Origin of the sequence: Sphingomonas sp. (genome assembly GCA_019635535.1) — a bacterium.
Taxonomy (GTDB): Bacteria; Pseudomonadota; Alphaproteobacteria; order Sphingomonadales; family Sphingomonadaceae; genus Allosphingosinicella.
This window is the reverse complement of the sequence record JAHBZH010000001.1, coordinates 890,547-910,082: the sequence shown is the minus strand read 5'-3', so window position 1 is coordinate 910,082 and position 19,536 is coordinate 890,547. Positions and strand designations below refer to the sequence as shown.

Below are 19,536 nucleotides of genomic sequence, written 5' to 3'. Positions count from 1 at the left end.
CCCCCGCTCAATTCGCCAGCAGCGAACCCTGCCGGATGCGAACGGCGGGGCTGCGTAGCACGTCGGGCGTCTCCAGCGGATCGGCGTCGAAGGCGATCAGACTGGCCTCCACGCCCTCGCGGAACGCGCCGATCTCGCGGCCAGGGAACATCGCTTCCGCCGTGTCGATCGTCGCCCGGCGCAGCAATTCGGCGCGGGGCATGATCTGGAGCCCGTCCAGATAGAGCACCTCGTCCACCACCGTGCCCATCACATTGTCGCTGCCGATGATCAGCGGCACGCCCACCTCCCGCAGCAGGCGCAGATTTTCGATCTGCATGGCGCGCAGCTCCGCCGCCCAGGGCTGGCGCGCCGAGAATGAGGCGACATTGGCGGTGGTGATGACGAAGATGCCGCGCCGCGCCGCTTCGGCCGCCACATCGTCCGCGATGCGGTAATCCGCCGCGCCGAAGCCGCGCGCGAAGCGATAGCCGGGCAGATGGACGATCATGTCCGGCCCTGCGGCGACGGCGGTGGCGAAATCGCCGGCGCTGTCGACGTGAACCGCAACGCGGATGCCGGCTTCGCGCGCCCGCGCGACGATCGGCGCGAGCAGCTCCGGATCGATGCCGCGAAAGCCGAACGTGTCGGGATCGGCGCGGTTCGCGGCCTGCCGCTCGCTGTTGACCAGGATGACCTTGATCAGCGCCGGTTCGCGCGCGGCGATCTCCGGCCAGAGCCGCTCGAAATCCTCGAGCGAGTCGATCGGATCGAAGCGGGCCCTCGCCTCGTCCGCATCCGGTTCGATCCCCGCCTGTCGATAGGAAGCGAGGCTGATGCCCAGCGGATGCCCGTCCGAGCTGGAGATGCACGCCTCCGCATAGAGGATGTCGATCGTGCCGGGCGTATTGAACAGGCGCGAGAAGGCGCGGTCATTGCCCGGCTTCGAGCACATCTGCACCGAATAGAAGACGCCCTGGCGCAGATTCTTGCCGATCGAGACCGCGGCGAAGCCGGCATTCTGCATGTCGTGATTGTGCGCCTCGACGAAGGGCGGAAGCACATAGCGCCCGGCGAGATCGACGGTCGCATCGATCCGCTCCGGCCGCGTCGCGGTCAGCCGGCCGCCGACCGCATACCATGCGGCCGGCACGAACCGCTCGCCGTCGAACCAGAGCCCGCCGGTGAGCGCGAGCGTCGGCCCCTGCGGCGCGGCCGGAGAGTCGGCGTGCGCGGCAGCGATCGCGAACAGGCAAAGAAACATACCGGCGATGGCGCGACGAAGCCGCGCGGCCGGTGAAATGAAGAATGTCATGAACCCTCCGTGGTGTGCTACAATTGTAGCACACCGTTGCCGCCCACGCAAGGCCGGCGACTCAACCGGCGGCGGGCATCCCGAAGCGGCCGTTGCGCCGATAGGGGCTGAGCCAGCTGTCCGCGACGGCGGCGAGCGGCATCGGGCGGATCCCGAAGGCGTCGATCCCGGGCAGGGCCGGGTCCGCGACATTGTCCTGTTGCAGCATCAGCCATTGATCCCAGGTCATCGGCGCGCCGGGCGCCCAGCCGGTGAGACGGACCATCGGGCGGCCGATCGCGTCCGGAATATCGAACACGGCGCGGCGGCGGCCGGTCGCCTCCACCACCCATTGGTTGAGCGCGCGCATCGTCGTCGCCTGCGGCCCGCCCAGCTCATAGGTCCTGCCGCCATGCGCCGCCGGATCGAGCGCGGCGGCGGCGACCACCTTGCCGAGATCGGCGGCGAAGAGCGGCTGCACCTTCCAGTCGCCCCGGATCACCGGCAGGGCGGGCAGCCATTGCGCCATCCGGGCGAACTTGTTCACGAAATCGTCTTCCGGCCCGAACAGGATGGACGGGCGCAGGATCGTCGCGCCGGGGAAGGCCGCGCGCGCCGCCGCCTCGCCCTCGCCCTTGGACCGTCCGTAAGCGCTGGCGCTTTCGGGATCGGCGCCGATCGCCGAGACCTGAACCAGCGCGGAAGCCCCGGCAGCGGCCGCGGCTTCGGCGACGTTGCGCGCGCCGTCGACATGCACGGCCTGGAAGCGCCCTTTGAGGATGCCGACCAGGTTGATGACCGCATCCGCGCCCGCCACCGCGACGGCGACCGAGGCCGGATCGGCGATATCGGCGCGGGCGAACTGGGTCTGGCCGAGGCCGCCCAGCGGCTTCAGGAACCAGGCCCGCTCCGGCGTGCGCGAGGCGATGCGGACGCGCGCGCCCTGCGCATGCAGCGCCTGGACGACGTAGCGGCCGACGAATCCGCCGCCGCCGAAGAGCGTGACCAGCCGGTCGGTCTTTACGGTCATCTGTGAGCAGCCTTCGCGAAAATGCGCCGCCTCCTTGCCGAAGCCGGCCCGCCTTGGCAAGCGCGCCGCGGCTCAGTCTTCCGCCGCGTCCTCGCCTTCACCTTCCTCGCGCCACCAGGTCTCGATCTCGCCATTGAGCTTCACCGTCACCGGCATGCCGTGACGGTCCACCGCCTTGCCGGCAGCCACGCGGATCCAGCCTTCGGAGACGCAATATTCCTCGACATCCTCGCGCTCGCGGCCCTTGAAGCGGATGCCGACGCCGCGCTGCAGCGCCGCCATGTCGAAATGCGGGCTGCGCGGATTGTTGGACAGGCGATCGGGGGGCGTAGCGGACATCAGCCGTTCCTCCGCGCCGCGATCCAGGCGTCGACCATCTCCTCGAGCACGTCGAGCGGCACCGCGCCGTTCTCCAGCACGACCGCGTGGAAATCGCGGATGTCGAAGCGGTCGCCGAGCGCCTGGCGCGCGCGGTCGCGCAGCTCCAGGATCTTCAATTGCCCGATCATGTAGCTCGTCGCCTGGCCGGGATTGTTGATGTAGCGCTCCACCTCCTTGATCACGTCGCGCTCGGACAGCAGGCCGTTCTCGGTGAAATAGGCGATCGCCCGCTCGCGGCTCCAGCGATGGTGGTGGAGGCCGGTGTCGACCACGAGGCGGATCGCGCGCCAGAGCTGGGTCGAATACATGCCGAACTCGGAAATCGGATCCTGATAGAATCCCATCTCCTTGCCGAGCCCCTCGGCATAAAGGCCCCAGCCTTCCGAATAGACGCCATAGCCGCCGAGGCGGCGGAAGCGCGGTACGCCCGGCAACTCCTGCGCCAGCGCGATCTGGAAATGATGGCCCGGCGCGCCCTCATGATAGGAGATCGCCTCGGTCTGCGGACGCAGCACCTGGTTCATGTCGGCGAGGTTCACATAATAGATGCCGGGGCGCGAACCGTCCGGCGTCGGCCGGTTGTAGAAGGCGACGGCCGCCGTCTCCTGGCGGAACGGCTCGACCGCGCGGACCTCCAGCGCGGCCTGCGGCAGCCGCCGGAACCATTGCGGCGCGACCTCCATCACCTGCGCGACGAAGGCCCGCGCGTCGGCCAGATACTGCTCACGCCCCTGCTCCGTGTTCGGATATTTGAACTCGGCGCCGGTGTTGATGTGGCGGAAGAAGTCCTGGAGCGAGCCGGTGAAGCCCACCTGGGCCTTGATCCGCTCCATCTCGCGGTGGATGCGCGCGACCTGTTCCAATCCGGTCTGGTGGATCTGCTCCGCCGTGAGATCGGTGGTCGTCGACTGGCGCAGCCGCTGGGCGTAGAAGCCGGCGCCGTCGGGCAGACTCCAGGCGCCGTCATTGCCCGTCGCGCGCGGTTCGATCTCGTCGAGGACGGCGAAGAACGTGTCGTAGCCGCGCCGGAACGGCCCGGCGAGCGCGTCGCGCGCGGCGGCGATCAGCCGGTCCTTCTCGCCCTGCGCGATATCGAGCCGGTTCACCTTGGTCGTGAAATCGGCGAGCACGACATTGGTACCCTCGCCCGTGAACGGCGCGCCGGAGAGGATGCGCAGGCCGTCCTGGCGCACCGGCGCGAAGTTGAGGCGGGCGGGGACGATGCCCAGGCTCGCCTGATGCCGCATGTTCGCCGCGATCTCGCCGAACGCGCGCTCGACATCGACGAGACGCGCGACATAGGCTTCGGCATCGGCCGCATTGTCGATGCGGTGGTTGTTGATCAGGAAGACCGGGATATTCCCCATCGGACTGCCGTTGGTGGTCGCCGGAAAGCCATGCCAGCGCCACTGGAAGGCGCGCCCCTCATCCTCGATCTGCTGTTCGAACAGGCGATAGGAGAGGCGGCCGGACGGGCCGAGGCGGGCCGGATCGAATTCGGCGCGCAGCCGGGCGAGCTGGCGCTCGCGCAGCGCCCGCTGCGACTGGCGGAAGGCGTCGGTATAATCGTTGAGCCGGTCATACAGACGCTTGGAGCCGAGGCTGGTGAGCATCTGCGGATTGTTCGCGATGGCCTCGTCGAAAGCGGCGTCGAGGAAAGCGATGAGCCGCTGGTCCTCGGCGGAGAGCGTGGTGGCGGCGGGCGCAGCGGGCGCGGATTGCTGCTGGGCGACGGCGATGCCCGCGCTGGCGAGCAGCAGGGCGGCAAGCGGGAGATGGAGCTTCAAGCGTCTGTCCTCGGTCTGGGTGAATGGGGGTCTTTTAGCGGCTTGGGCCGGCGGGTCCACTGTCCGGCCTCGCGCCGTCGTGCCGGCGCCCGATCGCATAGCCGAGCGCCGCCCAGGTCCCGGCCACGACTGCGCCCGCGATCGCGACCGCGCCGGTCGAGGCGATGGCGACGATGCCGGTATAGGCCCAACCGGAGATCGCGTCGCCGCCGCGATAGACGAAGGTGTCGATCGCGTTCTTGGCCTTGTACTTGGTCTCGGCATCGACCGGCGTGAACAGCATCTCGCGGCCCGGCCGGACCAGGGCATATTCGCCCACCCGGCGCACGATCATCACGAAGACGAGCACCGGGAAGGTCGCGGCGAGCGCGAGCAGGCCGAAGCCGAACATCATCGTCGCCGGCACCGCGACGAGCAGCACGGTGACGCCGAGCCGCCTGGCCAGCCGCCCGGTGAAGAAAATCTGGATCAGGATGGTGAGCGACTGGACGAGCGTGTCGATCGCGGCGAACACCCGCGTGCGCTCGGCGCGATCCGGGAAGGCCGCTTCGACGATCCGCGCCTGCTCGAAATAAAGGAAGGTGGTGGCGGTGGTGAGCAGCAGCACGAAGGCGGCGATCGCGATCAGATAGGGCGAGCGCGCGACCAGGGTCAGGCCCGCCCAGATCGAGCCGCCGATCCGGTCGGGCGGCGGCACATCGGTGCGCGGCCCCATCCGGTCGCGCCAGCCGAGCAGCGCGCGCACGAAGATCAGGGACGAAAGCAACAGGCCGATGGAGATGAACAGCAACCCGGCCTCGCCGACCCGCATGACCAGGGCGCCGGAGAGGATCGGCCCGGTCAGCCCGCCCAGGCTGGCGCCCGCCGCGATCTGGCCGAACAGGCGGTGGCCGCGTTCGCGCTCGAACAGGTCGGCCATCAGGCTCCAGGCGATCGAGATCGCGAACAGGTTCACGACCGAATACCAGATGTAGAAGGCGCGGCCCGTCCACACGCTCTCCGGATTGAGCGCCAGGCTGGTCGCGAAGCCGGCCATCACCACGGACGTGATCGCATAGAGGATCGGCAGCAGCCGGCGGCGCGGCATCCGGGCCGCGACCCAGCCGTAGAGCGGCACGACGACGAGCGTCGCGACGAAGGTGCCGGTGAACAGCCAGGGCAGATCCTCGCCGCCGCCGACGCTGCCGAACGCTTCGCGCACCGGGCGCAGCATGAAGAAGGAGGCGAAGACCAGGAAGAAGACGAGGAAGCCGGCGGCGACCGCCGGAACCTCGTCCCGATCCGCGGCGATCAGCTTGCCGAGCAGCCCCGTCCCCGGCGCTGCCTCAAAGCGCATCGATATATTGCTCCATCCGCGTTCTCAGCGCCGCGTCGGGAAGGGGGCCGCGCGCCGCGCCGAGATTGTCGTCGATGTAACGGGCCTGCGCCATGCCGGGGATCGGCATCGGGTGGGACGGGTGCGACAGCACATATTTGAGGAAGACCTGCGCCCAGCTCGTCGCGCCGATCTCCGCCGCCCAATCGGGCAGCGGCCGGTCGCGGGTCGCGGCGAACAGCCGCTCGCGGCCGAAAGGCAGGTTGATCATGATCGCGCAGCCCTTTTCCTGCGCCAGCGGCAGGATGCGTGTCGCGGCGCTGCGATTGTCGATCGCATAGTCGATCTGGATGCAATCGAGCTCGGCGCGGCGCATGACCGCCTCGAACGCCTCATATTGCGGCTTGGCCGAGGTGGTGATGCCGAGCGAGCGGATGCGGCCGGCGCTCTTCAGGTCGCCCAGGATGGCGAGCTGGTTGTCGACGTCGCGGATATTGTGGACCGCAATGAGGTCGAGCCGGTCGGTGCGGAGCTTGCGGAAGCTGGCCTCGATCTGCGCCACGCCTTCCTCGCGCGTATTGACGCCGACCTTGGTGGCCAGGAACAGCCGATCGCGCACGCCCAGCTCCGCGACGAGCTGGCCGACCACTTCCTCGGCGCGTCCATAGGAGGGCGCGGTGTCGATCACCTTGCCGCCAAGCTCGACGAAGCGGGCGATCGCGGCGCGCAGCGGCGCCAGCTGCTCCTCGCCCTGCGGGTCGCTGTAGCGGCGCGCGGTGCCGATGCCGATCGCTGGCACGGTTTCGTCGGCGCCCGGGATGCGGATCGTGCGCAGCGCGCCGGCGGCGGGGGCCTGGGCGAAGGCGGCTTTGGCGATGAAAGGCAGGCTGGCCATGCCGGTCAGCAGGGTGCGGCGGTCGATCATCTCGGTCTCTCCTCGTTTCCCCAACGAAGGGCAGCCCCAACCACGCCCTGCCATCAGCCTATGGACCGATCGCAGCCAGACCAAGCCCCAATTTGTCCCGATTTGTCGCAGCTTGTGGATCAGGCGGCCGGCGTGGCCTGCGCCGCCGCCCAGCACGGGTCCCAGCTCGGCTCTGGACCGAAGCGGGCGACCAGAAAATCGACCAGAGCCCGCACCCGCGCGGTGGTCGCGCGGCCCGGCGGCATCACCGCGTGGAGCGCGCCTTCCTCGACCGGGAAATCCATCAGCACCGGCTCGACCGCGCCACGCTCGAAGGCGGGGGCGGCGATGAAGCTGGGCAACAGGCACAGGCCCAGCCCCGCCTCGGCGGCGGCGAGCAGCATGTCGCCATTGTTGCTGCGCAGGCGCGGCGCCAGCCGCGGCGTTTCCCAGCGATCGCCCACTTTGAAGCGCCATTGCTCGTGCGCGTAAATGAGGATGTCGTGGTCGGCGAGGTCCGACGGCCTTCCCGGCCGGCCGCGTTGCGCGAGATAGGCGGGGCTGGCGATCACATGCTTGCGCACCGGCGCGATCCGGCGGGCGATCAGCGCCGAATCCGCCAGCCGCCCGATCCTGACCGCGAGATCGTAGCCGCCGCCGGCAAGATCGACATTGCGGTCCTCGAGCTCGATGTCGAGCTCGACCTTGGGATGCGCCTCGACGAACTCCGCCAGCGCGGGCGCGAGATGGGCGGTGCCGAATGTGAGCGGCGCGGTGATCCGGATCGGCCCGGCGATCTGCGTCACCGCCTCGGCCACCACCTCCTCCGCCGCGTCCAGCTCGGCCAGGATGTTGGCGGCGCGGGCATAGTAAGCCTGGCCGATATCGGTCGGCTGCGCGCCCCGGGCGGTGCGGGTCAAAAGGCGCGCGCCCAGTTGCTCCTCGAGCCGCGCGACGCGGCGCGACAGGACCGGCTTCGACAGGCCCATCCGCTCCGCAGCACGGGCGAAGGAGCCGGTTTCCGCCACCCGCACGAACGAGAGAACATCGACGAGATCGGTGGATGAGCGTTCCATATTCCGTAACACCATGATGATCGAGCGTGATCTTCTGACAACGCTGCTACTCGATTATCTCCGGGTTCGCAAACACGAAACCCAAGGGGAAACGCCATGAATATCCTGGTCATCAACAGCAGCGCCAATGCCGGCAGCTCCGTCTCCGGCGGCCTCGCGGCGCGCTTCATCGACGACCTCCGCGCCGCCAATCCCGCCGCCCATGTCGTGCTGCGCGATGTCGGCGCCAATCCGCTGCCACATCTTACCGCCGAGACGGTGAAGGCGATCAAGGGCCAGCCCGAGACCCCGGCCGAGCTCGAGGCGCGCGCGCTGTCCGATGCGCTGATCGAGGAGCTGCAGCAGGCCGACATCGTCGTCATCGGCGCGCCGATGTACAATTTCGGTATCCCGTCCACGCTCAAGGCCTGGTTCGACCATGTCCTGCGCGCGGGCGTCACTTTCTCTTATGGCGAGAACGGCCCGGTGGGCCTGCTCACCGGCAAGAAGACGGTGGTGATCGAAAGCCGCGGCGGCCTCTACAGCGAGGGCCCGGCGGCAATCATGGACGCCCAGGAGCCGCATCTGCGCGCGATGCTGGGCTTCATGGGCCTTGCCGACGTGACCTGGGTGCGTGCCGAAAAGCTCGCCTTCGGTCCCGAGGCCGCCGAAGCCTCGATCGACGAAGCAAGCGGGCAACTGGCCGAATTCGCCCGCGACGAGCTGCCGCTCGCGGCCTGAAGCTCACGACGTCCCTCCCTGCCCATCCCGGAGGGACATCAGGACGGGGCGGCGCCCGACGCCTTCCCCCCACCGGCGTCCGCGCCGCTCCGTCCATAAGCCGCCCCTCCCCCAAAGGGAGGGGCGCATGCCAGGAGAGACATCATGATCGACGTTCGCAAATTCCCGACGCTCGGCCATGCCGACCATGGCTGGCTGAACGCCCGCCACCATTTCTCCTTCGCGGATTATTACGATCCGGCCCGGATGGGCTGGGGCGCGATCCGGGTGTGGAACGACGACGAGATCGCCGCCAAGTCCGGCTTCCCGCCGCATCCGCACCGCGACATGGAAATCATCACCTATGTCCGCACCGGGGCGATCACCCATCAGGATTCGATGGGCAACAAAGGCCGCACCGAAGCGGGCGACGTGCAGGTGATGAGCGCCGGCACCGGCGTGCGTCACGCCGAATATAATCTGGAGGACGAGGCCACCACGCTGTTCCAGATCTGGGTGCTGACCGACACGCCGAACGCGGAGCCGAGCTGGGGCGCGATGAAGTTCCCCAAAGCGGACCGTTCCGGCAGGTTCGTCACGCTCGCCAGCGGCTATGCCGAGGATGCGGACGCGCTGAAGATCAATTCGGCCGCCCGGGTGATGGGCGCGACGCTGAAGGTCGGCGAGACGGCGGAGCTCAGCCTCGATCCGTCGCGGCACGTCTATCTGGTCGCCGCCCAAGGCGCGATCGCGGTCAACGGCGTGCGCGCCGAGGCCCGCGACGGCGTCGCCGTCACCGGCGAGGCGAAGGTCACGATCGAGGCGATCGAGGAAGCCGAGATCGTCCTGGTCGATGCGCGCTAGGGCGCGACCTTGCTTCACCCCCTCTCCCCGCCGGGGAGAGGGAGAAGGCCTCAGTCCTCCACCTCTTCCCGGATCACTCGCTTCGGATCGTCGCGGTCGACATAGACCGTGCGGGTGGTCCGGCCGCCTTTGCGCAAAAGCGGGATGAGCCCCAACAGGCCGAGCAGCCCCAGCAATCCCCAATCGAACCCGCCGCTCTCGCCATGATCGGCGAGCGAGAGATCGTTGCCGAACGGATCGTCGGGATCGGCGAAGCCGTTCGGATAGGCTGCGTCCGGCGAGATCGTCATCGGTGCCGGCTCCGGCGCGGGCGGCGGCGCGGCCTCGACCGGCTCGGGTGCGGGGGGCGCCTGATCGGGCGGGATGGTCACGATCGTCGGCGCGGGCTGGGTACCGGCCGGGGGCTGGACGGGTGTCGCGGCGGGCGGCGGCGCGCCCGTCGCCGGCGGCGGCGCGGCCTGGGGCTGCGTGCTGTTCTGCGCGGCCAGCGGCGCGGCGGCCGCGGCCAGCGCGATTGCGATGGGAAGAGCGATTCTCGGCGGCATCCCAGGTTCTCCAACTTACCACTATTCCAATGGCTTATACGGTTATTACGGGGTTCTTCACGTCCGATCATCCACTCGCCGACGCCGGAAAACAACCCGCCGCAGCCGCCCTCGCGCGACGGGGCGAAAGCTGCGCAGGTTCACCCGTGACGGGCCGCGATTCCGGCCCGTTCGGGATCGGGGCACATTCACTCCATGGCGATGTACGTCTACAGCACCGACGGCGAGCCCGTCGGCTTCGTTTTCGAAATGAACATCTACGATCTGGAAGGACTGCCGCTGGCGCGGATCGTCGGCTCGCGGGTGCACCGCTTCGACGGCACCTATGTCGGCGAATGGTTCAAGGACATGGTCGTGCGCCGCCCGCAGGGCCGACCGCGCCTCGTCCCGCCGATCGCGACACCGGCCCCGCGCCGCCCGGCCGCTATCTCCTACCGGCTACGCGCGGTGGTCGATTACGGCTATGCCGACGTCTTCCCGCTGCTCCGCCAGAGCGCCCAGGAAGGCTATCTGAGCCAGGCGGCGGAATAGTTCATAACAAAGCTGGCGCCCGCTTCCCTTGAGGGAGAGGGTCGCGAACTATATTGGCTCGCAGCAATCGGCATCGAAAAGAAACTGATGGCGCCCGCTGACCAGCTTTGGCGTATTCTGACGCCACCACTCAGCCGCATCGGGCCTGGTCTCGGCCAACAGGTCAACCGCTGCTTTTGCGGCAACTATATGACCCCGGATTCGGGGCGACTTGCCTCTGAAGAGTGCCCAAAGCTGTCCGAACATGTCGTGGGGACCACTGAGAACACCATAGCTGGCCCAGCTACCCTCGCTCTTCGAGATCGTTGGAAGGGTCAAACCTATCCAAGCGTTTCGAACCCATTCCGGTGCCTCGCCGATCGGGCGGCGTCTGATGATTATCTGCATGAGGGAGAGAATTGTCATTGAACGCGAATGACCGCAACAGGTCGAAAGCGGACCTCCCGCCATCCGCTTCCAATGTAGGAAATGCCCTGTCAGGCTCGTGCCCGAATCGGGGGTCAGGCTCCGATTCGCCGGCTCTTTGAAATGCGCAGTCCGATCGTCTTGGAAGCACCCGCAAAAACACCCCCGACCCCGACAACTTGGTAAACTTAACAGAGAGAGGGCCGATCCGGCCCGGACCGTATCGCGCTCGATACTCGCGCCCCTTCAGAGCGCCACGATATGGCGGTGATGCCAGGCGAAGATCGCCGCCGCGCCGCGATGGGGGCGCCAGGCTTCGGCCAGCTCGCGCACCTGTTTCTCCGTCGGGTGATCGGCGAGGCCGAGGATGCGCCCCACTTCCTGTCGCACCGCCAGGTCGCCCGCCGGCCAGATGTCCGGCCGCCCTTCCGCGAACAGCAGATAGACCTCGGCGCTCCACCGGCCGATCCCCTTTACCTGGGTCAGGGCCGCGATCGCCGCCTCGTCGTCCGCCGGCAAGGCGGCGAGATCGAGCCGGCCGGCGAGCACCTCTTCCGCCAGGCTCTTCACATAGAGGACCTTCTGGCCCGACAGGCCGGCGGCGCGCAGGTCGGCGTCGGACGTGGCGGCGACCCGGGCCGGATCGGCGATGCCGCCGGTCGCCGCCTCGACCTTGGCGAGAATCGAGGCCGCTGCCTTGATGCTGACCTGCTGGCCGACGATCGCGCGCAGCAGCGTCTCGTAGCCCCGCTCACGAATGCGCGGCTCGGGATCGCCGATCCGGGCCCGCGCCGCCGCGAAGGCCGGCTCGATCCCGCCCAGCGCGTCGAGCGACGCCCGCAATTGCTCCGCCGTCAGTCCCATCGTCGCTCCTTGATCTTCGGCCATGCGCCTAGCATAGGACCGCGCGACCGCCTCTTCTTTCTTGCGATCAGGATATCCCGATGCCCCAGCTCACCATCGTCGCGCGCGACGGCACCGAACGCACCGTCGAAGGCAAGGCCGGCTGGAGCGTGATGGAGAATATCCGCGACGCCGGCGTGGACGAGCTGCTCGCCTTGTGCGGGGGCTGCTGCTCCTGCGCCACCTGCCACGTCCATGTCGATGGCGAGTGGATAGCTGCGGTCGGCGCGCCCAAGGCGGACGAGGACGACCTGCTCGACACGTCCGATCACAGGACCGAAGCCAGCCGCCTCTCCTGCCAGATCCTGTTCACCGCCGAACTGGACGGCCTGCGCGTCACGATCGCGCCGGAGGACTGAGCTTCAGGCGATGCTCGCCGCGTAGAGAGCGATCGCCGCGGCGTTGGAGACGTTGAGGCTCTCCACTCTGTCGCTGATCGGCAGCCGGGCCAGCGAATCGCAATGGGCCGCGACATTGTGGCGCAGCCCCTCGCCCTCCGCGCCCAGCACCAAGGCGACCCGCGCCGGGCCCAGCGCCTCGGCGAGGCCCGCCTCCGCCGCGCCGGCGAGACCGATCCGCCAGAAGCCCGCCGCCGCCATGTCGTCGAGCGCGCGGGAGAGATTGACCACGCGCGCCCAGGGCACCGTCTCCAGCGCCCCGCTCGCCGCCTTGGCCAGCGCGCCCGATTCGCCCGGCGCGTGCCGGTCCTGCGTGACGATGCCGAGCGCGTCGAACGCGGCGGCCGAGCGCAGGATCGCACCGACATTGTGCGGGTCGGTGACCTGATCGAGCACCAGCAGCGGCCGGCCGTCCTCGGCTCGGTCGAGCAGGTCGGCGAGGAGGATATCCTCCAGCCGCTCGACCTCCGCGACCACGCCCTGGTGCGGCGCGTCGTGCGGCACCAGCCGGCCGAGATCGGCGACGTCGGCGAAGGTGACCGGGATACCGGCATCGATATCGAGCTGTCCCGCCGCCTCGCGCGTCGCCCAGATGCGGACGATCGCGCGTTCGGGATTGGCAAGCGCCGCGCCCACGGCGTGGCGGCCCCAGAAACGGGGGCGGTTCTCGGGCTTCGTCGCCTGGCGGGCCTTGCGTCGCATCGCGCCGCCTTGGCGCGCTCCGCCGGCGATGGCAAGCGGCCGCGTTGCCGCGGCTTGGCCACCATGATAGTCATCCCGGGCATCTGAGGGGGCTCGGATCATGGCAAGTGCCGCTCAACCCGCCGTGCGATGGCGCAACGACCGCCTATTCTACACATCGATGGGCCTGCTGGCGCTCGCCGTCGTCTTCATCGGCTTCTCGCGCAGCTACTATCTCTCGCACTGGATGACGCCGCCGCCCGGCATGCCGCCGCTCACGACGACGCTGCATGTCCACGGCCTCGTCTTCACCGCCTGGTTCCTGCTGGCGGCCGGGCAGCCGATGCTGATCGCCGGCGGCCGCAGGACGCTGCATCGCCGTCTCGGCTATGCCGGCGCCGCGCTCGCCGCGCTGATGGTGCCGCTCGCCATCGTCGCGGCCATCGAATCGGTGAAGCGCGGCGGCCCGCCGATCGGCCTTCCCGACGCGCGGATGTTCTTCGCTTTGCCTTTTTTCGACGCGGTCATGTTCGGGCTTTTCGTCGGCCTCGGCGTCTGTTGGCGCAACGCGGCGGAGACGCACAAAAGGCTGATGCTGCTCGCCTCGATCTCGCTGCTCGGCGCCGCCTTCGCGCGCGTGCCCGGCATCGGTCCGCTCGGCCCGCCCGGCTTCTTCCTGGCGACGGACCTCTTCATCCTGGCCGGCATCGCCTATGACTGGGCGAACCGTGGGCGCGTCCACCGGGTCTGGATCTGGGGCGGGGCGGCGACGGTGCTGGTCCAGTTCCTGCGTCTCCCGCTGTCCACGACGCCCGCCTGGTTCGCCTTCACCGACATGATGACCGGCCTCCGGTGACGGCCGGATGCGTTGACAGCGGCGCTCCCTTTCGCCAAGGGAGCCGCCTTCCTTGTCGGAACGCTCAGCACGGACAGGTGGCCGAGTGGTTAAAGGCAGCAGACTGTAAATCTGCCGGGGTTGCCCCTACGCTGGTTCGAATCCAGCCCTGTCCACCAGAGCGCGATCAGCGCGCTTCCAGCGTCGCGGCATCGCCATCTTCCGCGATCTCCGCGCGGATGCCCGCTGCCGCTTCGTCCTGACGGGGATGCGGGCTGGCGAAGCGCAGCACCAGATAGCCCGCCACCGCCGAGACCAGCGAGCCGAGCAGGATGCCGATCTTCGCCTCCTCGGCCAGCTCCGGCCGGCCCGGAAAGGCGAGACCGCCGATGAACAGGCTCATCGTGAAGCCGATGCCGCAGATCAGCGACACACCGTAGATTTGCACCCAGGTCGCCCCGCGCAGCCGGGCGGCAAGGCCGAAGCGCACCGCCAGCCAGACCGCGCCGAAAATGCCGATCTGCTTGCCGAGGAACAGGCCGGCGGCGATGCCGAGCGGCAGCGGCGCGAGCAGATCGCCGAGCCCGATGCCGGCGAGCGAAACGCCCGCATTGGCGAAACCGAACAAGGGCACGATGCCGAAGGCGACCCAGGGCGCCAGCGCGTGCTCCAGCCGGTGCAGCGGCGAATGGGGCGCGTCCGGCGAGCCCGGCGTCTTCACGATCGGAATGGCTGCGGCGGCGAGCACGCCGGCGACCGTCGCATGGACGCCGGAGAGCAGCACCGCATACCACAGGCCGACGGCGAGCAGCAGGAACGGCCAGAGCCGCCTGACACCGCTCTTGCCCAGCGCATACATGGCGAACCACAGGCCCGCCGCGACGCCGAGCGCGAGCGTGTCGAGGCTGTCGGTATAGGCCAGCGCGATGATCGCCACCGCGCCCAGATCGTCGACGATCGCGACGGTGGTGAGGAACAGCTTCAGCGACGTCGGCGCGCGGCTGCCGAGCAAGGCGAGCACGCCGATCGCGAAGGCGATGTCGGTCGCCGCCGGGATCGCCCAGCCATTGGCGAGGCCAGGCGCGCGCGTCGCGATGAGGAGATAGACGATCGCCGGCACCGCCATGCCGGCGGCGGCGGCCACCATCGGCAGGCGCCGCTGGCTCCAGCTGGCGAGCCGCCCGTCGACGAACTCGCGCTTGATCTCCAGCCCGACGAGCAGAAAGAAGATCGCCATCAGCCCATCGTTGATCCACAGATGCACGGTCATCGGCCCGAGCTTCGGCGTGAGCACCGGCCCGGTCTCGACATGGAGGATATGCTGATAGGCCGCGCCAAGTGGGCCGTTGGCGACGATCAGCGCCAGCGCCGCGGCGACCATCAGCAGGATGCCGCCCGCCGCCTCGCTGTCGAGGAAATGGCGGAGCGCGGAAGGTGCCCGGGCTCTGTCGGCGGGTTTTGCGGATGATGGGACAGACATGGCGCGAAACTCCGAAAAACGATTGCGAACCGTTCTCCGTATTCGGACCGATGGCCCGGGCGCACGCAGCACACGCCGTGCGGCGAGATTTAAGACCTTGCCGGCCAGCCATCAAGCCGCGCCGCGCGAAGGGCAGGCTGGGACCGGCCGTTATGCCGGGAACCAGAGCGTATCTTCATTGAAACCGAATAACGGCGCTTCTTGATGTGCCTCATATTCCCAAGCTAATGCGCCTTCCGACAGGGGGAACAGTAGATGAAGATCTGGGCGCGGCTGATTTGGTTCGTTTTGCTTTGGCCAAGCGTCCCCGCGATTGCCCAACCCGTTTCCCAAGCCGAGATTTTCGGGCGCTTGCCCGCCATCGCTGATGCGGCCATCTCTCCGAGCGGGAATCGGGTCGCGCTGGCGACTTCCGCCGCCGATGGCGCCTTCATCCATGTCGTCGATCTCGATGCGCGGCAGATCGTCCTTCGGGCATCGGTCCCCGACCATAGCCGGCTGCGCAGCGTCGGCTGGGCCGATGACGGCCGCGTGACGTTCGAGATCAGCCGGACATTTCGCCCGGGAAGCGTGCTGCCCGAATATGTCCGGTTCCGCGGCGCGCCCCGCCGCGTCGATTACTATCGGACGGGCGTGCTCGATCTTGCCACGCGCCGGGTCGAGCTGCTGACCACCAACCAGCAGGAGCAATGGCAGGATCAAGGCGCCTTCCTGATCGCGCCCATCGAGGGCGACCAGGGCCATGGCCGCCTGATTGGAGCGACATCGACGGCCCGAGGAAGCCAGGCCACGCTGTTCCGCGTGAATCTGGCGAGCGGCCGGGCGCAGACGATGCGTGTTCCCGGCGCGAACGCGGACACGCTGGGCTTCCTGCTCGATGAGCGGGGTACGGTCGTGGCGCGCTTCGATTCCCACGAAATGTCGAACCGATGGAGTCTGTTCGTCTATGACAGGGACAGCCAGCGCCTGCTGATGCAGGACGTGTCCGAAACGGGGGCGCCAATCTCCGCTTTGGGCCTGCTGCCCGACGGCCGGATCGCGGTCCTGGACGAGGACGAGGCCGGCGAATTCCGCCGTCTCTTCGCCATCGATCGCACCAACGGCCAGCGCAGTCTGTTGTTCGCGGCCGAAAACCACGATGTCGGCGGCGCGATCGTCGATCCATGGACACGCCGGGTCGTCGGCGTCCACTGGACCGAGGAAGACGCGAAGCAGCGCTTCTTCGATGCCGCGTTGCAGGCGGCCCATGACGCGATCGCGGCGCGCTTCGCCGGCGGCACGGTGATGCTCCAGTCATGGTCGAGGGACCGACGGCGCATCCTCGTCTATGGCGAACGCAGCCTCGACGGCGGCGGCTATTACGTCTTCTCCCCCGCCGACGAAACGCTGGAGCGGATCGGCATGCTCTACCCGGACATTACGGGCGTGAGCGGCAGCGTGCGCCATTCCATCACCTACCGCGCCCGCGACGGCACGGCGATTCCCGCCTATCTGACGCTGCCCGGGGCCGGCGCGCGCGGCCTGCCCCTCGTCCTGCTCGTCCATGGCGGCCCGCACGCCCGCGATACGATGGGCTTCGACTGGTGGGCGGCCTTCCTGGTCTCCCGGGGCTATGCCGTGCTGCAACCCAATTTCCGAGGATCGACCGGCTATGGCGCGAGCTGGGAGCGTGCCGGCCGGCGGCAATGGGGCGGCCTGATGCAAGACGATGTGGAAGACGGCCTCGCCGCGCTTGTCCGCGCCGGCATCGCCGATCCGCGGCGCGTGTGCATCGTCGGCGCTTCCTATGGCGGCTATGCGGCGCTCGCCGGCGCCACCCTGACGCCCGATCTGTATCGATGCGCGGCCAGCGTCGCGGGAGTGGCCGATCTCAACGAATTCCTGCGCCAGCGTCAGGCGATGACCGGGGAGAGAAGCATGACGTCGGACTGGTGGCGGCTGTCGATCGGGGATCGCGCCGAAGATCGCGACCGAATTCGCGATGTCTCCCCCGTGCACATGGCCGATCGCATCCGCATCCCGATCCTCCTGATGCACGGCAGCGACGACACCGTGGTGCCGATCGCGCAGTCGCGACGCATGCTCGATCGTCTCCGCGCCGCCGGCAGGGATGTCCGCTTCGTGGAGCTGCGCGGCGACGATCATTGGTTGTCAGACGCGGAAACGCGCATACAGATGCTGCGCGAGCTGGAGGAGTTTTTGGCCGCGAATCTCGGCGCCGGTTAATCGTGGCCGCTCTCGATTCCGATCGGGACGCCGGCGCCATGTCTGCTGGCGTCCATTGAGAAAGTTCGAGGACCGCCCTCTGCCGGCGCGAGCATCCGCGGAACCGATGTTGACGCCGCCACCCCGGTAATGGCACTGGGCGCGCGCATGGTTTCGCGGGTATAGCTCAATGGTAGAGCACTAGCCTTCCAAGCTTGTGATGCGGGTTCGATTCCCGCTACCCGCTCCATCCTCTTCTTCCTCGCCACAATTGCCGCACGATTCCATCGGCGCGGCCACTGCGGGGGCGCGTCCGGCGCGCAATGCGATGATCAGACCGGCGATGGCGAGCATCCCGCCGGCCGCCGCCAGCGCCGACCAGCGATAGCCTTCCGCCGCCGTCGAGATCGCCATGGCGAGAATGGGGATCAGCACGCTCGAATAGGCCGCCTTGCCCGGGCCGATCTGGCGGATGATGTTGAAATAGAGCGGGAAGGTGAGCGCCGAGGCGACAAGGCCGAGATAGAGGACGCCGAGCCAGTAGCCGGGCCGCGCCTCGGCGACCGGCGGGCCGTGGACGGCGAGCGCGAACAGGCCATCGCACAAGGCGCCGTAGAGCATCGCCCAGGCCAGCATCACGACGATCGGCCGGCTCTTCACGCCCGGCGAGAGCTGCATGACATTGGCGGCCGAAGCGGCGAGCACCGCGACCAGGGTGAAGCCGATGCCGGCCAGCACCGCCGAGGTCGAAACGGCCGCGACCCGCGCCTCCTGCACGAAAAGCAGGGCGATGCCACCCAACGCGACCGCCGAGCCGATCACGAAGCGCGCCGTCGGCCGCTGTCCGAACAGCGCCCAGGCGAGCAGGGTGTTCGGCACCATCAGCAAGGCGAACAGGACGGCCACCAGACCCGAGGTAATGTAATGCTCGGCGGTGTAGACGAGATTGAAGTTGACCGCGAACTGCGGAAGCCCGATCGCCAGCGCCCAGCCATGGCCGCGCGCGTCGATGCGCAGCGGCGCGCCGCTCGCCAGGGCGATCACGAACATCGCGGCGCCGGCGATCAGGAAGCGATAGGTCACTGACCAGGGCGCCGGCACCGTGCCGATCTGGTCCTTGATGACAATCCAGGTCGAGCTCCAGATCAGGGTGACCAGGAGAAAAGGTATCAGAACCCTCGGATCGCGGAACCCCGCCGCCTCGCTCACAGCGCGGCGATCGCCGCAGCCAATGCCGCGACATGACCGGCATCGCTGTCCCAGCTCGTCACCAGCCGCGCCTCGCCCGGCCCCCAATCGTAGAAATCGAAGCCCTGGGCGCGCAACGCCGCCGCTTCGCCCGGCGTTACCCGGATGAAAATCTCATTGGCCTCGGCCGGCAAGACCATCCGATCCGCGCCGGCCGCCTCGGCAAGCCGGGCGGCGGCCCCATTGGCGGCGCGCGCATTGCGCAGCCACAGATCGCCGTCCAGCATCGCCAGGATCTGGGCCGCCATGTAGCGGCCCTTCGACAAAAGGTGCCCGGCCCGTTTGCGGCGATAGCGCGTCGCGCCGGCCAGCCCTTCGCGGAAGAAGACGAGGCATTCGGCCGACAGCCCGCCATTCTTGACGAAACCGAAGGACAAGGCGTCCACTCCCGCTTTCCAGGTGAGATCGGCGGGGGTGCAGCCCAATCGCGCCACCGCATTGGCGAACCGCGCGCCATCGACATGGAAGCCGAGGCTGCGGGCGCGGCACAACTCCCCGAGCGCCGCCGTCTCGTCCGGCGTGTAGACCAGACCATATTCGGTGGCGTTGGTGATCGACAGCGCCGCGGGCTGGACCTGGTGGACATCGTCGCGCACGCCCGCGAGCAGGCCAGTCACGCCGTCCGGCGTCAGCTTCGCGCCCGCGCCTTCGGCAAGCAGCAGCTTCGCGCCATGGGTGTAGAATTCCGGGGCGCCGCATTCGTCATTCTGGATATGCGCGTCGCGATGACAGACGATCGCGCCGTGCGGCGGACACAGAGCGGCGAGGGCGAGACTGTTCGCCGCAGTTCCGGTCGCTACCCACAAGGCTTCCACATTCGTTTCGAAGAGATCGGACAGCACGCCGTCAAGCCGCGCGCTGAAGCCATCGCCATCATAGGCGGTGTCGAGTCGGTTGGCCGCCGCCATCGCCGCCAGAACCTCCGCGCAGGCCGCCGCCGCATTGTCGGAAAAAAAGCGCATGGCCAGCGCCATAG

The 19,536-nt window shown here is 68.5% G+C and carries 19 protein-coding genes and 2 tRNA genes; 8 read left to right on the top strand and 13 right to left on the bottom strand.

Translation table 11 applies throughout. From position 1 onward, the window contains the following. Positions 1-7: 7 nt before the first annotated feature. The 7 genes from KF780_04650 to KF780_04620 all read right to left on the bottom strand — a co-directional run bounded on the left by KF780_04650 (position 8) and on the right by KF780_04620 (position 7,766). Positions 8-1,294, bottom strand: coding sequence for an amidohydrolase family protein (locus KF780_04650; GenBank protein ID MBX3561083.1), 1,287 nt, complete (start codon positions 1,292-1,294; stop codon positions 8-10). Between the two features lie 61 nt (positions 1,295-1,355). Next, entirely contained in the window at positions 1,356-2,303 is a 948-nt protein-coding gene (locus KF780_04645; protein MBX3561082.1) for an NAD(P)H-binding protein, read from the bottom strand. A 72-nt stretch (positions 2,304-2,375) separates the two neighbouring features. Further along, positions 2,376-2,642, bottom strand: a complete 267-nt coding sequence (locus KF780_04640) for a DUF3297 family protein (GenBank protein MBX3561081.1) — start codon at positions 2,640-2,642, stop codon at positions 2,376-2,378. Continuing rightward, a complete protein-coding gene (locus KF780_04635) occupies positions 2,642-4,570 on the bottom strand; it encodes a DUF885 domain-containing protein (protein MBX3561080.1) in 1,929 nt (642 codons plus the stop codon). The genes KF780_04640 and KF780_04635 overlap by 1 nt, the downstream gene beginning before the upstream one ends. After that, entirely contained in the window at positions 4,506-5,807 is a 1,302-nt protein-coding gene (locus KF780_04630; protein ID MBX3561079.1) for an MFS transporter, read from the bottom strand. Before KF780_04630 ends, KF780_04635 begins: the two co-directional genes overlap by 65 nt. Further along, a complete protein-coding gene (locus KF780_04625) occupies positions 5,797-6,711 on the bottom strand; it encodes an aldo/keto reductase (protein MBX3561078.1) in 915 nt (304 codons plus the stop codon). The genes KF780_04630 and KF780_04625 overlap by 11 nt, the downstream gene beginning before the upstream one ends. Before the next feature lie 119 nt (positions 6,712-6,830). Then, complete coding sequence (locus tag KF780_04620; GenBank protein MBX3561077.1) at positions 6,831-7,766, bottom strand: LysR family transcriptional regulator; 936 nt, start codon at positions 7,764-7,766, stop codon at positions 6,831-6,833. A 96-nt stretch (positions 7,767-7,862) separates the two neighbouring features. Between KF780_04620 and KF780_04615 the strand changes: the two genes are divergently transcribed. After that, a complete protein-coding gene (locus tag KF780_04615; GenBank protein ID MBX3561076.1) occupies positions 7,863-8,486 on the top strand; it encodes an FMN-dependent NADH-azoreductase in 624 nt (207 codons plus the stop codon). A gap of 144 nt (positions 8,487-8,630) precedes the next feature. Further along, complete coding sequence (locus KF780_04610; protein MBX3561075.1) at positions 8,631-9,329, top strand: pirin family protein; 699 nt, start codon at positions 8,631-8,633, stop codon at positions 9,327-9,329. A 50-nt stretch (positions 9,330-9,379) separates the two neighbouring features. Here KF780_04610 and KF780_04605 read toward each other — a convergent pair whose 3' ends face one another. Then, positions 9,380-9,874 carry a hypothetical protein gene (locus KF780_04605; protein ID MBX3561074.1) on the bottom strand — a complete coding sequence of 165 codons (495 nt, stop codon included), beginning with the start codon at positions 9,872-9,874 and terminating at the stop codon, positions 9,380-9,382. 195 nt (positions 9,875-10,069) lie between these two features. Between KF780_04605 and KF780_04600 the strand changes: the two genes are divergently transcribed. Then, positions 10,070-10,405, top strand: a complete 336-nt coding sequence (locus tag KF780_04600) for a hypothetical protein (GenBank protein MBX3561073.1) — start codon at positions 10,070-10,072, stop codon at positions 10,403-10,405. A 651-nt stretch (positions 10,406-11,056) separates the two neighbouring features. Here KF780_04600 and KF780_04595 read toward each other — a convergent pair. Then, a complete protein-coding gene (locus tag KF780_04595) occupies positions 11,057-11,674 on the bottom strand; it encodes a DNA-3-methyladenine glycosylase 2 family protein (GenBank protein ID MBX3561072.1) in 618 nt (205 codons plus the stop codon). 80 nt (positions 11,675-11,754) lie between these two features. Between KF780_04595 and KF780_04590 the strand changes: the two genes are divergently transcribed. Then, positions 11,755-12,072 (top strand): 2Fe-2S iron-sulfur cluster binding domain-containing protein, encoded by a 318-nt coding sequence (locus tag KF780_04590; GenBank protein MBX3561071.1) that lies wholly within the window; start codon positions 11,755-11,757, stop codon positions 12,070-12,072. A gap of 3 nt (positions 12,073-12,075) precedes the next feature. Here KF780_04590 and rlmB read toward each other — a convergent pair whose 3' ends face one another. Continuing rightward, the gene (gene rlmB / locus KF780_04585) at positions 12,076-12,813 is read right to left on the bottom strand and encodes a 23S rRNA (guanosine(2251)-2'-O)-methyltransferase RlmB (protein ID MBX3561070.1); all 738 of its coding nucleotides are present in this window, start codon (positions 12,811-12,813) and stop codon (positions 12,076-12,078) included. Between the two features lie 100 nt (positions 12,814-12,913). Between rlmB and KF780_04580 the strand changes: the two genes are divergently transcribed. Together KF780_04580 and KF780_04575 are read left to right on the top strand one after the other, a co-directional pair. Continuing rightward, the gene (locus KF780_04580; GenBank protein ID MBX3561069.1) at positions 12,914-13,648 is read left to right on the top strand and encodes a hypothetical protein; all 735 of its coding nucleotides are present in this window, start codon (positions 12,914-12,916) and stop codon (positions 13,646-13,648) included. Between the two features lie 71 nt (positions 13,649-13,719). Further along, positions 13,720-13,806 (top strand) — tRNA-Tyr (locus KF780_04575). A gap of 8 nt (positions 13,807-13,814) precedes the next feature. On the opposite strand, the gene nhaA is transcribed toward KF780_04575, so the two are convergent. Beyond that, positions 13,815-15,107 (bottom strand): Na+/H+ antiporter NhaA, encoded by a 1,293-nt coding sequence (gene nhaA / locus KF780_04570; GenBank protein ID MBX3561068.1) that lies wholly within the window; start codon positions 15,105-15,107, stop codon positions 13,815-13,817. Positions 15,108-15,458: 351 nt separating this feature from the next. On the opposite strand from nhaA, the gene KF780_04565 reads away from it, so the two are divergent. Continuing rightward, positions 15,459-17,333, top strand: coding sequence for a S9 family peptidase (locus KF780_04565; protein ID MBX3561067.1), 1,875 nt, complete (start codon positions 15,459-15,461; stop codon positions 17,331-17,333). Between the two features lie 155 nt (positions 17,334-17,488). Next, positions 17,489-17,562: transfer RNA gene (locus KF780_04560), tRNA-Gly, on the top strand. On the opposite strand, the gene KF780_04555 is transcribed toward KF780_04560, so the two are convergent. Together KF780_04555 and KF780_04550 are read right to left on the bottom strand one after the other, a co-directional pair. Beyond that, positions 17,514-18,521 (bottom strand): EamA family transporter, encoded by a 1,008-nt coding sequence (locus KF780_04555; GenBank protein MBX3561066.1) that lies wholly within the window; start codon positions 18,519-18,521, stop codon positions 17,514-17,516. The two genes, KF780_04560 and KF780_04555, sit on opposite strands and share 49 nt — an antisense overlap. Further along, the gene (locus tag KF780_04550) at positions 18,518-19,522 is read right to left on the bottom strand and encodes a low specificity L-threonine aldolase (GenBank protein ID MBX3561065.1); all 1,005 of its coding nucleotides are present in this window, start codon (positions 19,520-19,522) and stop codon (positions 18,518-18,520) included. Before KF780_04550 ends, KF780_04555 begins: the two co-directional genes overlap by 4 nt. Between the last annotated feature and the right edge of the window lie 14 nt (positions 19,523-19,536).

Bases quoted from the DNA above. Each gene is read 5' to 3' on its own strand.
- KF780_04650 (MBX3561083.1), bottom strand. From the start codon at position 1,294: ATGACATTCTTCATTTCACCGGCCGCGCGGCTTCGTCGCGCCATCGCC.
- KF780_04645 (MBX3561082.1), bottom strand. From the start codon at position 2,303: ATGACCGTAAAGACCGACCGGCTGGTCACGCTCTTCGGCGGCGGCGGA.
- KF780_04640 (MBX3561081.1), bottom strand. From the start codon at position 2,642: ATGTCCGCTACGCCCCCCGATCGCCTGTCCAACAATCCGCGCAGCCCG.
- KF780_04635 (MBX3561080.1), bottom strand. From the start codon at position 4,570: ATGCGATCGGGCGCCGGCACGACGGCGCGAGGCCGGACAGTGGACCCG.
- KF780_04630 (MBX3561079.1), bottom strand. From the start codon at position 5,807: ATGCGCTTTGAGGCAGCGCCGGGGACGGGGCTGCTCGGCAAGCTGATC.
- KF780_04625 (MBX3561078.1), bottom strand. From the start codon at position 6,711: ATGATCGACCGCCGCACCCTGCTGACCGGCATGGCCAGCCTGCCTTTC.
- KF780_04620 (MBX3561077.1), bottom strand. From the start codon at position 7,766: ATGGAACGCTCATCCACCGATCTCGTCGATGTTCTCTCGTTCGTGCGG.
- KF780_04615 (MBX3561076.1), top strand. From the start codon at position 7,863: ATGAATATCCTGGTCATCAACAGCAGCGCCAATGCCGGCAGCTCCGTC.
- KF780_04610 (MBX3561075.1), top strand. From the start codon at position 8,631: ATGATCGACGTTCGCAAATTCCCGACGCTCGGCCATGCCGACCATGGC.
- KF780_04605 (MBX3561074.1), bottom strand. From the start codon at position 9,874: ATGCCGCCGAGAATCGCTCTTCCCATCGCAATCGCGCTGGCCGCGGCC.
- KF780_04600 (MBX3561073.1), top strand. From the start codon at position 10,070: ATGGCGATGTACGTCTACAGCACCGACGGCGAGCCCGTCGGCTTCGTT.
- KF780_04595 (MBX3561072.1), bottom strand. From the start codon at position 11,674: ATGGGACTGACGGCGGAGCAATTGCGGGCGTCGCTCGACGCGCTGGGC.
- KF780_04590 (MBX3561071.1), top strand. From the start codon at position 11,755: ATGCCCCAGCTCACCATCGTCGCGCGCGACGGCACCGAACGCACCGTC.
- rlmB (MBX3561070.1), bottom strand. From the start codon at position 12,813: ATGCGACGCAAGGCCCGCCAGGCGACGAAGCCCGAGAACCGCCCCCGT.
- KF780_04580 (MBX3561069.1), top strand. From the start codon at position 12,914: ATGGCAAGTGCCGCTCAACCCGCCGTGCGATGGCGCAACGACCGCCTA.
- nhaA (MBX3561068.1), bottom strand. From the start codon at position 15,107: ATGTCTGTCCCATCATCCGCAAAACCCGCCGACAGAGCCCGGGCACCT.
- KF780_04550 (MBX3561065.1), bottom strand. From the start codon at position 19,522: ATGCGCTTTTTTTCCGACAATGCGGCGGCGGCCTGCGCGGAGGTTCTG.